The sequence below is a fragment of the Filifactor villosus genome (assembly GCF_042652965.1).
Taxonomy (GTDB): Bacteria; Bacillota; Clostridia; order Peptostreptococcales; family Filifactoraceae; genus Filifactor; species Filifactor villosus.
Genome location: NZ_JBHSHL010000033.1, coordinates 19,548 through 34,860 on the forward strand (window position 1 = coordinate 19,548; position 15,313 = coordinate 34,860).

A 15,313-nucleotide genomic window follows, 5' to 3' on the forward strand; every position below is an offset into this window, starting at 1 on the left:
CCTGCTTAAGCTCTTGTTTCTGCTAAAAGAGAACACCCTCGGTGTAGTGGAGGATTACATACGGGGGAATTGTACAGTTGAAATTGGTGCAGACTTCAACGTATCGGTATAAGGGCATTAACAAGCCTTTATAAGGATATAGAAAACTCACGATTTCAATGTTGCACCGTATCACATCGGTATTAAAACACATTGTTCTTTTGCGAAGAAGCGAAGGGTTGGTTTGTCACGGAAGATTATTTTGGGAAGGGATGATATGAATCAAGCTTTGTTGGATGTTTTTGAAAAGGAAATGAAAAAGGGAGACAATTCCTATATTGCGACTTGGGATGAAGATGTGAAATCTCTTGTAGAGCTCTATAAAGAACTTATAGAAGATGAGCCTTTGGAAGAACAAATTGTAAAGCTTTTACGACTTGCTTATGGCGACAGTTTTTTGAATACGGGAATCTATAATGCCTTTAAAGGCGGCGACATGCAATTGCTCCATGATACGATGTATCAAGCATCCGGGATGAAACAGATTTGCAACATTGCTAATCCCGGAGTGGATCATGCCTACTATTCCTATAATATTATGCCGGAGTTGCTCTGTGCATGCAGAACCGATAGGATTGAGTTCCTGTTACCCGCAAAGAACGGTCTTTGTTATGGAAAGATGTCCGGGGCTGGTATCATCAATCTTTTTATGTCTTTGTGGTACCAAGATGAACAGTTTGCAAAGGAGGCAAAAAAACTTGTAGAAGAAGGGGCAAGGACGAAGCGGAAACAGCTTGACGGTGCATATATCGACTATCTCTGTGCGTTGCTCGACAAAGATACGGATAAGGCGGGAGAGAAACTTTCTTTGATGTGTAAGGTGGTAAGAAAGGCAAAAGGAGTCGAGTTTTCCGAATTTAAAAAGAAGTTTTTTATTTTGGCACATGCCATGTTCAATCTCTCACAGTTTGTTTATGGAGGTGAGTTGGCAGGGGAGGTTGCAATGCCCGATGAAGATAATTTCTCTAAGGAATTTGCACAGTGGCAGAAACAAAACGGATTTAAACCGGGAAAATCAGCCTATATCTTTCCGGAGCCGTTAGGGTTATATAATGTACTCTTGGATATTACTCCGCCACAAATGCATCTTTTTGAAAGACATAAGAGGATGTTTATCGACACGGATAGATTTAGGCAAGAACTTATCGTTAAGGTAAAACAGCGATTGGATGGATGAGGAGGATGTAAGATGCCGGTTCCAACTTATTTGGAGAGATATGCGGTTCAGGTAAAGGAAGGCGACTATACAGATATCCGGATTAGGGGCAAGACGGGAGGAGAGCTCTTTGAGATCTATTACTTCGGGGACCTGTTTCAAAACGAGTACCTGCCTAATCCGTATATTGTGGATCTCTATGTCGGAGAGGAGACTCTTCCCTGTAAGATTGTCGCCAAAGATGTGGCGACGGGAGACTTTATCTTGATTTATGACGGTTTCCGCCATGGATATAACGGGATGTTCTGTGAGGAATGTGGCGGACAAAAGGCACGGGAAAGACAGGTGGTAAGATATGATCTCCCTCCATCGAAACTCCATCTTCGCTTGGGTTATAGTATCGACTATGAGCAAGAGAAAGAGGATTTCAACGTTGACGAAAACGATAGGGTCAGGTTGATCAACAATGAAGTGATTTCTTGGGATGAGGTCGGGAGAAACGGATTTGACTATTTTTCCTTGAGCTGCGAAGACAATGGAGGAAGCCGGATTGAGATCGTTTCTCTGGAATTGGCCTAGAGTTCTTGAAAACAGAGGAGATGAAACAAAGGAGGACTTATGCGGGTATTTGTAACGGTAAAACAGGTAGGAAAGCGAAAGAATGCGATTGAGAAACAGCCCTATGACATCCGTGGAAAAATCGAAACGGTAGAGGACCTGATCCGGTTTGTCGTGACTTCGGAGGTCGAACGTTTCAACCGAAAGGAAGAGGGGGAGGGGGTTATTCCTTATTTGACCTCAAAGGAGATTGAAGACATCTCCGTACAGGGCAAGATCTCTTTCGGAGCGGATTACAGCGGGAAGAAACAGGATCTTGAACAGGCGATCGAAAACGCCTGTATCAGCTATGAGGACGGAATCTATCGAATTTTTGTGAACGAGCAGGAGGCGGGAGCTCTAAAGGAGGCTCTTGAACTTAAGGAAGGCGATGTTTTGAGTTTTGTACGATTGACGTTTCTTGCGGGACGTATGTGGTAGCCCGCCGGGAGATGGGATTATTACGGAGAGGGAGTCCCGGGTATTTCAGGCGTTTACAGGATTCAAACGATATCGGCACAAAACATAACGGCATAAGAGAAGAGGAGTGATAAGATGTTAAGCTATTCTATTTCGAACGAAAAGAGAGAGACCTATCGACAGTCGGTGGTTCAGAGGAGCAAAAAGCTCAGCAAGGCTAACAGGGAACTTGTTCAGGAGATTCTTAAATTGGACGAGAGAGATTTTGTAAAATTCTTGGAAGAAAAAGTTTTGAAGCAAAAGAAGGAGGTGTACCTGACCTTGGAGGAGGCTCTTCCCGTTGAACTGTATCCTGTCCTTGATGTCCTGATCGGCGAAGAACTTCGGGGTGTTTTTACAGACTACTGTGCCAAGATTACAAGGTACAGCTACACCGCAGGCTACTATCGAAGGATGATTCGCAGCAGGAACTATCGGGACTACCTCCACAAGATGGGTTCGGCTCTATCCGATTTTATAACAATCAAAGCTCTCGATCTGGATTTGGTACAGGTCCTGAGAAAGGAGTACAACAACGATATAAACGGAAGGTACATCTATATCAATCCGGCGCCTTATGTCAGTGTCGAGATTGATCGGGAAAACGTTGAGATTATAGACCTTATCAAAGAGATGATCACCGGAGACAACAACACCTTCGTTCTTTCGAGGGAAGTCATACAGGGGATCTTGCTTTCAGAAGACAGGGAGCTTGTAGAGCTCGTCGGCAAACTTCTTCTTGCGGCAAAGTTGCAGGAAGGTCTCAGACAGTCGATCTGTGAGAGTATGGACGAGGGCACCATGGAGAATTTTGAATACCTCTTCCACATCGTCTATGAGAACGATCTCCTTCGTTTTTCCGCGGTTCGACGCGCTGTCGCAACCTGGACCGGGGTTGGAGAAGAGTACTCCGATCGAATTACCAAGAAGGAGATGGCTCTGATCGCCAAAATTTTGGAGGAGCCTTCCTATGCGGATGAACTGCTCAAGAGCAAGGACAATGTCGAAGTCCTGCTTGCTCTGTGGTACAAGGGTGCGATCGATGTCGACGATGCCCTCGAAGCGATGGAGGAGATCATCGAGAAGGGAGAACGCCATACCAAACTCCTCGTCAGCTACTATCTTGCCATCATCCAAAAAAGGAACCATGCCCAACGAATTTCTGCAAAGATGATCTCGAGTCATCCCGATGATCTTGAGATTTTGGCTTGTTACAGGGTTCATCTCCATCCGTCCTTAGGAAGGACAGCTTGGTATTACACCGAAGAACAGTTGAGCTATGATAAGGTCAAAGACATCTTCAGCTCGAAGAAAGAAGGAAGGAAGTTTTTTGAGATTTTTATCTCCGCTCTTGAAACGCTCGGAAAAAAAGACAGGGAGTTTTCGCCCTGCATCTTCCCTTGGTATGCCGTCGGGATCTACCGTCAGGACTTGGCGTCCGTCCTCTTTTCGATCAACGCCTTTCTCGAAGGAGAGATGACCGACAGGGTACTGCCCTACCTCAAGCTGATGGATACCTATGCGAGGGGAGGGATCCTGAAAATGCTTGTAAAGAAGCCGAAAAATCAGCTTCAAAAGGATGTGGTCGTTGACCTTCTCTCCGACAGGAGTTCCGCCTCGGATAAGGCCTGCGAGATCATCCGTGAAAACAATATGGTCGGCGAGTACAAGGAGAAGATCGAATCCCTTCTTCGTCTAAAGACCGGAGAGACTCGCAAAAATGTCATCGACCTCCTCTATACGCAGAAGGACGAGGAGCTCAAGAGGTCGATCGCAAACCTCGTGGTTCAGAAGGATGAGAACAAAAGGCTCGGCGGTCTGGATCTGATCCTGCGATCTAAGGAAGAAGGACGGTTTTCCGGGGAAGAACTTCAGTCGCTTGCACAGAAGATAGAGAAACCGACGAGCAGCGAGGAGATCCTGATTCGCCGTCTTCTCGGAGGGGAACTTCGCGCCGAAGAACTTGAAAAATTATACAATACACAGTACAGACCGGAGTTTGAGCTCGAGATCGTCGAGAAAGGCAAGAAGAGGAAGAATACCGCAGATAAGACCCTCGTCATCGAAAACTCGATTGCCCTCAAAGACATCTTTGATAAGAGTACGAGAGACTTGCTTGAGATCATGAAGAAGCTCATCGCCCTCTACCAAAGCCACCGCAACTATGAGTACAAAAACCACTGGGGCCACGACTACCTTTTGGGAGAGAATTTTACGAACACGGTCTATCGATCTTACGGACAGGAGAAGTTGGAAGACTATCCTCTGGCGGAAGTGTGGAGAACCTTTTATGAGGAAGAGATCAGGGACTTCAAAACCCTCTATCAACTGCATATGATGAGAAGTGTAAGTGAGGAGCTTCGCGATGGAAACAGGTCTTGTGATTTTCGGCCTGTGATTGAGAGGATCATCTCGAAAAAAGACCTTTTCAAACTTTCCGACGAACTTCGAAGGCTTGAAAAGGAGCAGGATAGGGAGGTGGCGGTATCCTTCGATTCCGTGGGAAGGGTCCTGAGCGTCCTCTTCTACGAGTTTGTGGATACAAAAGAGGGCAAGAAGTTCATCTTCGATGTTTCCAAGGCGGTGTTTTCTCACCTCTTCCTGCATGAAAAGGAAAAAGATCTTATAACCCGTGAGAAGTATGGTTGGGAGAAGGAAGAAAGGTATGTTACAATCTTCGGATTTTCAGAATTTCTGCGTAATTTACGCTACAAGATGATGAACTCCTATTCCGACGAAGAAGAGTTCAAACAGGCCTATGCTTTGATCTGGAGCCTATATGACAAACTCAATACCTTCTGCCTGAATAAGTATGCAAAACCCTTGGACAATTTCGGATCCTTTGATCAGTTCTCTATTGCCAAGGCGGTAGCGACTTCACTGGTCGAAAAAGACGAGCTCTACCTCCATATCCTGGATGAGAAGGAAGCGACCAGAAGGGTTCGAACTCTGACCTCGTTCTTACATCCGAAAAGAGAGGAGGAAGAAGAAAAGGATGCTTTGACTCTCAAGGCGGAAGAGCTACTCCGCCATGAGGGAGAGAAGATCATCGACTTCATCCTTTCCTCCGAACTTGATCGAGGAGATACCCCGCTGACGTACTCCGAGTGCGTGCACTCGATCGAACGTGTGGAAGGCATCGATGTCTTGATCAAGGTGCTCAAGGCTCTCGGCAAGGAAAAGCTCGAGAGGATGGACTCTTATTACAGCGGAGGAAAATCCAAAAAACAGACTCTAAGTAGGATACTCAGAATAAGCTATCCGGCACAGGGAGAAACATCGGAGGACTTCTGCAAGAAGATGGACGCGGCCAAAATCACTCAGCAGAGATTGGTCGAGGTCGCAATGTATTCTCCTCAGTGGATCTCCTTTATAGAGGCCTACCTCGGTTGGAAGGGACTTTCGAGCGGTTGCTATTACTTCCGGGCACATATGAGCGACATTGCCCGTGATGAAATGGGTATCATCGCTAAGTACACTCCGATTGAGAAGGAAGATTTGGAGCTGGGAGCCTTTGATGTCGATTGGTTCAAGTCCGCGTACAGGGATCTCGGCAAGGAACGTTTCGACCGTCTCTACGAGAGTGCCAAATACATCTCTTCCGGGGCCAAACACTCACGTGCGAGGATGTTTGCAGATGCAACCAACGGGCTTCTCAAGGTCAAGGAAACCGAAGAGAAGATCGAGGACAAGAGGAACAAGGACCTTGTGGCAAGTTATGCCCTCATCCCTTTGGGTAAGAACCGGACTAAAGATATGGTAAGACGCTATAAATTTCTCCGGAACTTTCTCAAGGAGAGCAAGCAGTTCGGTGCTCAAAGGAGGGCAAGTGAAGCCAAGGCGGTGGATATCGCGCTGGAGAACCTCTCCAGAAATGCCGGCTACTCCGATGTCATTCGCCTGACTTGGGCGATGGAGAGCGAGATGATCTCCGAGATCAAGGAATATTTCGAGAAAAAAGAAATAGGTGAATTTAAGCTCTATATCGATATCGACGAGCTCGGTCAGTCGAAGGTTGTGTGCGAGAAAGAAGGCAAACAGCTCAAGAGCCTTCCCGCCAAGTTGAAGAAGGACAAGTATGTAGAGAAGTTGAAGGCGGCACACAAGAACCTCAAGGAGCAGTACAGGCGATCGAGAAAGATGTTGGAGGAAGCCATGGAGGATGCAACTGAATTCTATGGCCGTGAAATCTCGAACCTGATGAAACATCCTGTTGTTGCACCCATCCTCCAAAACCTCGTCTTTATCTCAGGGGAAGATACGGGTTATTATCAGGAAGGAAGCCTTGTGGATCCGAAGGGAAGGAAGGTCTCGGTCGAGGACGAGATGGGGTTGAGGATTGCACACTGCCTGGATCTCTATCGCAGCGGGATGTGGGCCGACTATCAGGAAGATCTCTTTCATCGTCAGGTAAAGCAGAGCTTTAAGCAGGTATTTAGAGAACTCTACATCAAGACCGAAGATGAAAAGGGAAGCGAAACCTCCCTGCGATATGCGGGACATCAAGTCCAGCCTGCAAAGACCGTCGCCGCTCTCAAAACGAGAAGATGGGTGGTCGATAACGAGGAGGGTCTTCAAAAAGTATATTACAAGCAGAATATCATAGCTAAGATCTATGCACTTGCGGACTGGTTCTCTCCGGCGGATATTGAGGCACCGACCTTGGAATGGGTAAATTTTTACGACCGCAGAACCTTCCGTACCATAAAAATTGATGAGGTGCCCGACCTTATTTTCTCGGAAGTTATGAGGGACGTTGACTTGGCTGTCAGTATTGCCCATGTCGGCGGAGTCGATCCCGAAGCCAGCCATTCTACGGTCGAAATGCGAAGGGCGATCGCACAGTTCAATCTCGAACTCTTTAAGCTCAAGAATGTAAGTTTCACGGAAAAACACGCTTTGATCGAAGGCAAGAGAGCATCTTATACCGTTCATTTGGGAAGCGGAGTTATTCATCAGAAGGCGGGGGCGGAGATCCACGTCCTGCCGGTACACAGCCAACACAGAGGAAGACTCTTCCTTCCCTTTGTCGATGAAGATCCCAAGACGGCGGAGATCATGTCCAAGATCCTCCTTTTCGCCGAAGATACCAAGATTAAGGATCCGACCATCCTCGATCAGATTCGATAAGGAAGACGGACGGTCTTTGAAGGTGGGACAAGACCGAACCCCGATCGAGATGCCGGTATGAAGAGGCGATAGATACCGACATACTTGATTGGAGAATAGGGAGATATGGCAATACCGTACAGTTCAAAAAATGGTGTACCACTATAATCCATCAGAATGAACAGGTCGAATGCTTTGAAACATACACTCATTCAGATTGTTCTTTGGGAAGAATATATTTTGTATACCCGGCATTTCAAACGGAGAATAGTATGAAAGGATCTCTGCATGGATGGGGAATTTTTGAAACGATTTGGTTCGATAAGGTCCTATATTTTGTGAATCCATAGGGATATCAAGGCGTCACCTTTGTGCGGTATGTCATATCGTTTCAACTTAAAGTATAAACCTTGCACAAACGCACGAATATATCGTGCAAGAAAACGAAACAGAAGTTTGTAGGAAAGAGGGATGGTTATGTATGAAGTGATACGCGAGTATTTGAGAGATCCTGAAACTGTGGCGGACGAGATGTGGGAGGGGGATGAAGTCCTATGGATCGATTGGAGGGAATACGACGAGGACATCATCTCCTACGTCAATCAGAGGTTGGGTGATGACATCGTGGAGGTGGAATTCGTCGATAACTCCAAAGAGTATGGGGACGATATCGTACTGGTACGCAAGGGAGAGAAGATGCAGATTCCCTATGGAGACGTTATGGACAGAGATGTCACTGTAAGGAGCCTCAATAAGTTTTTGGAGGACGACTATGAGATCAGGTGGTTTATGGAGAGTTTGGGAGATGATACCCTCGGATTTGTGGTTTTGAAAGCACAGGAGTGGAGATCTTTGGAGGAAGAGTTCGGAGAAATCTTTGTCGACCACTACCTCTCTCGCATTTCTGAGAGCACACGGATGTTCGATCTGGACTTCTACGAATCGGTGGACTACGGGGAGTTGAGGAAGAGCAACAGGGAGGTCGCACAGGATATCCTACAGGAGGTCACGCGTCTGCGAATGGAACTCAAACGTCTGAAAAGGCGGAGGATGCAGGGGGAGATCGATCTTGTGACCTATGTCGAGAAAGAGGGAGAACTCGAACATAGGTTGAACTTCCTCGAAAAAGACCGAGATTTTTCAAACAATCGATCCGTGGGGAGAACTCGAACATAGGTTGAACTTCCTCTGTGCTCAACATCATATCCTGACAGTGGAGAATAAGGAGTAGGTCGGGAAGAGGAAGACACCGGTTGTTGCTCGGATGTGATACCCGTATTGCTCTTTGTTTGAATTGTTGATGCCAACAAGTTGAATTTCATAGGAGATATACAACATCCGGTGGTTTCAGGGACGATACGACAACCCCTTTATCCAAATAACAACCCGGATCATAAAAATACCGCATAGCTGAAAATAAGAGGAAGTTCCTTTCGAACAGATGACGAAACCGAAAGTTCGTTTTACAATACATCTGATTGAGAGAAGTGATGAACCGCACCTTATTTTCTTAGCTTGCGGTGTTTTTTTTAGCAAATATGCTCGAAGGCATTCTTCCAAAAACCTTCCCAAAACTCCTCCGGTGATAAATGGACTGTCGTCCCGGGGAAGGTATTCAAAGGGCCATACGAGTATCTATTGGAATTGACAGCTTGAGTGCTTTGAAACATATCATCATCCAAATTATTTTTTCGTAATGATATATTCTGTATACTCGGAATTTCAAACGAAGAATAGGATTACAAGAGTTTTCGTCATAACCGCTCATCCTCCTTTGAGTCTTTCCTGTTACGATATCTACTCCTATATATTCCTGCCGAGTGATGTTATTGAGAGAGGGGAAACGGGTATGAAGAAAACAGAAGTGAGGCGAAGAATATGTTACATCATATAGAAGTATATGTAAGCGATTTGGACAGGAGCAGGGAGTTTTACGCCTACCTCCTTCCGAAACTGGGCTACAGCTTGTTTCAGGATTGGGAAGAGGGATTTTCGTTCAAGGACGAAGACTCCTACCTCGTCTTTGTCCAAACGAGGGAGAAGTATCTCAAAGGTGGTTATAACAGGTGTAACATCGGTCTCAATCACATCGCCTTCGTTGTTTCTTGTGTGGAAGAGATTGAGGAGATTCGAACGGAGTTGATCAGACGAGGGACCTCGATCTTATATGAGGACCGCTATCCCTATGCGGGTGGAGAAGGGCATTACGCCCTGTATTTTGAAGACCCTGACCGAATCAAACTAGAGGTCGTTGCACAAGAGAAACAGGGAAATACCGTATAATTCAAAAAATCAGTATAAAATTGACGCTGTATGAAGAACGAGATTTTCCAAAACATGGGTATGACAAATTTTTGTATATCATAAGTTCAAAGAGGAGTCAGGAGTTTTTCTTTGTAAGGTGTTTGCATAGAAAAAATCGGACTGCGTGAAAATTGTACTTGAAGAGGAAGATCGATAGAAGTACAAGTGTATGAAAATAATTATCAAATATTAAAAATTATCATTGACAAAAGAAAAAACAGGGATTATAATATGCCATAGTTAGCTAAAACTAACCGATTTGGAAGAAGGTCGAAGAACGATAGGAGTATCAATTCCTTCTTCCCGTTCGACAACATACAGAAAGGACGGAAATAACTATGAAAAAGATAATGATGGCATTGATGTTGGGGTTGGTATTGACACTTGCGGGTTGTGGCGGTGGTGCTTCTCAGGAAGGTGCGACTGCTCCTCAAGAAAATACGGCTCAAGATAGTGGCAAAAAGACGGTTACGGTTACAACATCCTTCCTCTATGATATGGTAGGACAGTTAGCGGGGGACATGGTCGACAGAGAACTTTTGATCCCTGCCGGAGAAGATCCGCACCTCTACGTGGCAAAACCTCAAGATTTACAAAAGGTGGAAAAAGCGGACTTGCTTCTCTATCACGGTCTTCATTTTGAGGGAAAAATGCAGGAGATTTTAGAAACGAAGGGTTATGCCGTTGCAGACACCTTTACGAAAGAAAAACTCGGTGTAATGGAAGAAGACGGACATGAGATCATCGATCCTCACTTCTGGTTTGACATCGACCTCTATAAGGAAGCGACGACCAATGCGGCAAATAAGCTGATCGAGCTTCTCCCTGAAGAAAAAGAGTCTATTGAAGCCAAACTGAATGCGTACTTGGAAGAATTGACAAAGCTTGATGAAGAGAACAGAGAACTGCTGTCCTCTATTCCCCAAGAGTCCAGATACCTTATCACTCCTCACGATGCCTTCAACTACTTTTCGAAGAGATATGAGATTCCGGTCATGGCACCGCAAGGGGTCAGTACGGACAGTGAAGTTGCAAACAAGGACATCCAAGATACGGTGGACTTTATTGTAGAGAAGCGGATCAAGGCGATTTTTGCGGAGTCGACAACGGATCCCGCAAGAATGGAAAAACTCAAAGAAGCTGCAAATGCAAAAGGGTTTGAGGTCAAGGTTGTCAGCGGAGAAGGAAGTGAATTGTTCTCCGACTCTCTTGCACCGGAAGGAGAAGAAGGACACACGTTTGTAGATATGTATCGTCACAATGTCAAATTGATCGTGGAAAACTTGAAGTAAAACAAAAAGAGGGTAGAGGCTCATCTCTACCCTCGAAGTGTTTGGAAAGGAAAGAGAATGAAAAACGTTATCATAAGGGTGGAGGACTTAACGGTTGCCTATCACGATAAACCCGTGTTATGGGACAACGATGTAGATATTATGGAACATTCCAGAACCGCCATTATCGGTCCCAACGGGGCGGGCAAATCCACCTTGCTTAAAGGGATACTGGGGTTGCAGAAAAAACTCTCGGGAGAGGTTCACATTATGGGGCAGACCATAGATCAGGTAAAGAACAAGATAGCTTATATCCCGCAGGCCAGTGCCGTAAACTGGGATTTTCCCACCACCGTCTTCGATGTTGTCCTCATGGGACGTTATGTTCATCTCGGTTGGATCAAAAGGCCGGGAAAAAAAGACCGCGAGATTGCAAATCAGGCCTTGGAAAAAATAGGAATGTCCGAATTTAGAGACAGGCAGATATCACAACTCTCCGGAGGTCAGAAACAAAGGGTGTTTATCGCCAGAGCCATTGCTCAAAATGCGGATATTTATTTTATGGATGAGCCTTTGGCGGGGGTGGATAAGAGGACGGAAAAGGTAATTATTGAATTTTTGAAGGAGGCGCAGAGACAACAGAAGACCTCTGTTGTGGTCCACCATGACCTCAGTACCATCAACGATTACTTTGACCATGTGATCATCCTAAACAAAAAGGTTATTGCACAGGGGAAGGTCGAAGAGGTGTTTACAGCGGAAAACTTGGAGAAAGCGTCTATGACAGGTGATAAAAATGTTTAATATCGAGTTGATTACAAGCTATTCTTTTATTATCGTGGCAATAGGGACTCTTATCCTGGCTATGGCCTCCGGAGCCGTCGGCTGTATTACGGTTATGAAGGGTCAATCTTTGATTGGAGATGCTATCGGTCATGCCGCATTTCCGGGCATCATCCTTGCCTTTATGGTATCGGTAAGCAGGGATCCCGTCATCCTTCTTCTCGGGGCTATGGTATCGGGGACCCTCTGTTTTGTCGCCATCCAGCTTATACACACGCAGTCCAAACTCGATTTGGATGCGAGTCTTGCCATTGCATTGTCGAGTTTTTTCGGAGCGGGGATGATGCTCAAGAGCTATATTCAGGGAAATTCGAAATTTTCGGGTGCGAGTCAGTCGGGTCTACAGAACTATATTTTCGGACAGGCGGCCTATATGGTAAGGGAAGATATTATGCTCATATTGGCAGTAGCTGTGCCGGTACTGATTTTGCTTATTCTTTTCTATAAGGAGCTCAAGGTTTTTATCTTCGATGAGGTCTATTCCAAAACCATCGGCTTGAATACCAATTTCATCTACCTTATCATCCTGTTGATGACGATGAGCTTGATTTCCGTAGGTCTTAAATTGGTAGGGGCCATCTTGATTTCCTCCCTGCTCATCGTGCCTTGCATTACGGCTGTACAGTGGAGCAATAAGTTTCACAGGGTATTGCTGATCGCCGCTGCGGTAGGAGGGGTATCGGCCTTGTTGGGCACTTATATCTCGACGGTTTCCAACGGGATGAGTACCGGACCGACGATTATTATGATCATGAGCGTTTTTGCCTTTTTGTCCCTGCTTGTAGGACCGCATGGAATACTTGCAAACATTAAGATGAGGAGGAAGTATCGATGAACACGCTGCAGAATTTATACGAATTGTTCTTTCTTTCTTACGAATCGTTGTTCGTATTGATCGTCACTTCTGTGACCTGTGCCCTGATAGGGAGTTTTCTTGTGCTTCGAAAACTCTCTATGGTGTCGGATGCCATTTCGCATACCGTTCTACTGGGAATCGTGATCGCCTTCTTTATTACAGGGGATGTCACATCACCGCTTCTGATTTTCGGTGCGGCATTGTTCGGAGTAATTACGGTGTTTTGTATCGAGGTGCTCTCCGATACGGGTTTGGTCAAAAACGATGATGCCGTCGGAATCATTTTTCCGTTGTTTTTTTCCGTCGCCGTCATTTTAATTACCAAGTTTGCAAGAAACGCTCATTTGGATACGGATATCGTATTGATGGGAGAGGTCATCCTGGCTCCATTGAATAGGGTGGAAGTCTTCGGCTATTCGGTACCCAAGGCTCTGGCACAGATGTCCCTTGTCTTCGTGATCAACATGGGCTTTATTATTCTGTTCTTTAAGGAACTCAAGCTTACGACCTTCGATAAGGAGTATGCGAGCCTCATCGGTATCTCTTCAACGGTGCTTTTTTATATGTTGATGAGTCTGACCTCTCTGACGGCGGTCGTCGCCTTCGATGCGGTCGGAGCGATCCTGGTCGTGTCTTTCCTGATTACACCCGGAGCGGCGGCCTACCTGATCACGAAAGATCTCAAGGTGATGCTTGTTATCTCTTCGCTCTATGCCGTAATCAATGCCATTCTCGGCTATATGATAGCGATGTTGCTCAACCTTTCGATGTCCGGAACCACGGCTGCGGTTGCAGGGGTCACCTTCTTCTTAACCTTCCTCTTTCACAGAGAGGGCCTTATCACTTCGGTATGGCTCAGGTACAAAAAGAAGAAGGAATTTCGTCTCGAATTGATGATCCTTCATATAGGCAATCATACGAACGAAGCCAATGCACAGGAGGAACTGGGTTTGGATAGCATCGAGAACCATCTGATGTGGAAGAAGGAAGAGGTTCGTAAGAGAGCAAAGCTTCTGATGGACAGAGAAATCCTTTGTATCGATGATGAAAAAAAGGTCTATGCTTTGACTGAAAAAGGCAGACGCAGGTATGAGAGTATAAGGAATGCGTATGGTTTGTAGAAAAGATAGGCGACGACGAGGAATGTTTTGTACAGCTTTGAAGGAAGAATATGAGACAGGTGTCTTTATTTGAAGACTTTTTAGGTATATACTATAGATACAGGCTGATTTCAGAGCAAGTCTTGAAGGAGGATTCGAGAATGAGAGCTTATGGAGCGGTTATGTGTATCTGGTGGGGAGCGTATTTCTTAGCAAAGAAAAAAGACTTGGCACAGGTGTGTGCGAATAAGGGCATTTCAATTATTCAGGGAGAGTATTGGCGTTTTTTTACAGGACTGTTCCTCCACGTCAATCTCCTCCATCTTCTGTTAAATAGCATTGCCTTTTATTGGGTATGTGCTTTTTTGGAGACAAGGACAACTTCGTTTAAGATGATTGTGTTTTCTTTGACGGCGGCGACATTGTCCAATGTTTGCTTTTCCATTCTGTACAGGAAATCGATCAGCGTGGGAGGCTCACCCATTGTATTTGCAATGATAGGTTTGATTGTGATCTATGCGTTGTTTGGAAAAGACACACGGAAACTCGATATTCACAGTGCGTATGGAAGATGGATCCTCGGATTTGCAATTTTTGGGAACATACCGATATTTTCGGGGAACAGCTCGACTCTGATCATTCATTCGATCAGTTTGATCTTGGGAGCCGTTATCGCCTTTGTCGGGCTGAGATTGGGCATTTTCTAATACTGTGTTTGGTCGACATATCCTATGTAGAGAGGGTAGAGCGTTCAAAAACATCTTTTCGGTTTGGAATAGAATTCCGGGAATGTTTATAGGGGAATTATACAAAAATCTGATAGTATAATATAAGGGGAGTTATTGAGGGATGGGAAAGATGAATTCAAACAGGGAAGATTACTTGCAGGCAATCTATCGTCTGTCGAGACAGGAAGGATATACGACGAATAAAAGTATATCTGAGTATTTGAAGGTATCCAAGCCGTCCGTTACCGTTATGCTTCGCAAACTGGAAACGGATGGTTTGCTCGTGCTCGAGAAAAACAGAATCTCTCTTTCCGACAAGGGAAGAGAGCGGGCACAGGGGGTGTTGTCGAAACATCGATTGTGGGAGTATTTTCTCAAGAACAATTTGGATATGGATGAGGAACTGATCCACGATCAGGCGGATCTGCTTGAACACGTCACGGGAGATGCTCTAAGAGATGCACTGAATAAGTACCTCGGTTATCCGGAGAGCAGTCCCAACGGCAATGTGATCTATGAGAATATTGAGAAAGAGGAGCAGAAGTGATATTTTGAGGAGCACTTGCTTGAGTTGGTTCGGATGAACGCTTGAAAAACAAGGGAAACGCCCAGTCATTCAAAAAAGGCGTAATCTTTGTTTTTATATGAAGGGTGAATTTCTTGAAAGACTTGATTTGACAAGCTTCTATATTTTGTAATACTACTGTTTATTTAAACTGTTGATATCAGAAATTAGCACTACACAGGAGATAAAATGAGTTTTCGTAGTCAAAGAATAGATAGAACCATACTTCTATCGAAGAACAGTATAAATCCATAGAAAATAAGGGTTTTGCCTTTGTGCGGTATTT

Annotated in this window: 12 protein-coding genes; all 12 read left to right on the forward strand. The window is 45.2% G+C overall.

Features of this window, described 5'->3' with window-relative positions; genetic code table 11:
• The first annotated feature begins 256 nt into the window (after window positions 1-256).
• Entirely contained in the window at window positions 257-1,216 is a 960-nt protein-coding gene (locus ACFO4R_RS08245) for a hypothetical protein (RefSeq protein WP_379788609.1), read from the forward strand.
• A gap of 12 nt (window positions 1,217-1,228) precedes the next feature.
• Complete coding sequence (locus ACFO4R_RS08250) at window positions 1,229-1,774, forward strand: hypothetical protein (RefSeq protein WP_379788610.1); 546 nt, start codon at window positions 1,229-1,231, stop codon at window positions 1,772-1,774.
• 39 nt (window positions 1,775-1,813) lie between these two features.
• Complete coding sequence (locus ACFO4R_RS08255) at window positions 1,814-2,233, forward strand: hypothetical protein (RefSeq protein ID WP_379788611.1); 420 nt, start codon at window positions 1,814-1,816, stop codon at window positions 2,231-2,233.
• A gap of 114 nt (window positions 2,234-2,347) precedes the next feature.
• Window positions 2,348-7,381: a DUF4132 domain-containing protein gene (locus tag ACFO4R_RS08260; protein ID WP_379788612.1), complete on the forward strand. Its 5,034-nt coding sequence runs from the start codon at window positions 2,348-2,350 to the stop codon at window positions 7,379-7,381.
• A gap of 456 nt (window positions 7,382-7,837) precedes the next feature.
• Window positions 7,838-8,536: a hypothetical protein gene (locus ACFO4R_RS08265; protein WP_379788613.1), complete on the forward strand. Its 699-nt coding sequence runs from the start codon at window positions 7,838-7,840 to the stop codon at window positions 8,534-8,536.
• 702 nt (window positions 8,537-9,238) lie between these two features.
• Entirely contained in the window at window positions 9,239-9,643 is a 405-nt protein-coding gene (locus ACFO4R_RS08270) for a VOC family protein (RefSeq protein WP_379788614.1), read from the forward strand.
• 359 nt (window positions 9,644-10,002) lie between these two features.
• The gene (locus tag ACFO4R_RS08275; RefSeq protein WP_379788615.1) at window positions 10,003-10,956 is read left to right on the forward strand and encodes a metal ABC transporter substrate-binding protein; all 954 of its coding nucleotides are present in this window, start codon (window positions 10,003-10,005) and stop codon (window positions 10,954-10,956) included.
• A gap of 57 nt (window positions 10,957-11,013) precedes the next feature.
• Window positions 11,014-11,739, forward strand: a complete 726-nt coding sequence (locus ACFO4R_RS08280; protein WP_379788616.1) for a metal ABC transporter ATP-binding protein — start codon at window positions 11,014-11,016, stop codon at window positions 11,737-11,739.
• On the forward strand, window positions 11,732-12,613 hold the full coding sequence (locus tag ACFO4R_RS08285; RefSeq protein WP_379788617.1) for a metal ABC transporter permease: 882 nt from the start codon (window positions 11,732-11,734) through the stop codon (window positions 12,611-12,613). The genes ACFO4R_RS08280 and ACFO4R_RS08285 overlap by 8 nt, the downstream gene beginning before the upstream one ends.
• Complete coding sequence (locus ACFO4R_RS08290; RefSeq protein WP_379788618.1) at window positions 12,610-13,755, forward strand: metal ABC transporter permease; 1,146 nt, start codon at window positions 12,610-12,612, stop codon at window positions 13,753-13,755. The genes ACFO4R_RS08285 and ACFO4R_RS08290 overlap by 4 nt, the downstream gene beginning before the upstream one ends.
• Before the next feature lie 140 nt (window positions 13,756-13,895).
• Window positions 13,896-14,441, forward strand: a complete 546-nt coding sequence (locus ACFO4R_RS08295) for a rhomboid family intramembrane serine protease (protein WP_379788619.1) — start codon at window positions 13,896-13,898, stop codon at window positions 14,439-14,441.
• A gap of 142 nt (window positions 14,442-14,583) precedes the next feature.
• Window positions 14,584-15,009 carry a metal-dependent transcriptional regulator gene (locus ACFO4R_RS08300; RefSeq protein WP_379788620.1) on the forward strand — a complete coding sequence of 142 codons (426 nt, stop codon included), beginning with the start codon at window positions 14,584-14,586 and terminating at the stop codon, window positions 15,007-15,009.
• The last annotated feature ends 304 nt before the right edge of the window (window positions 15,010-15,313 follow it).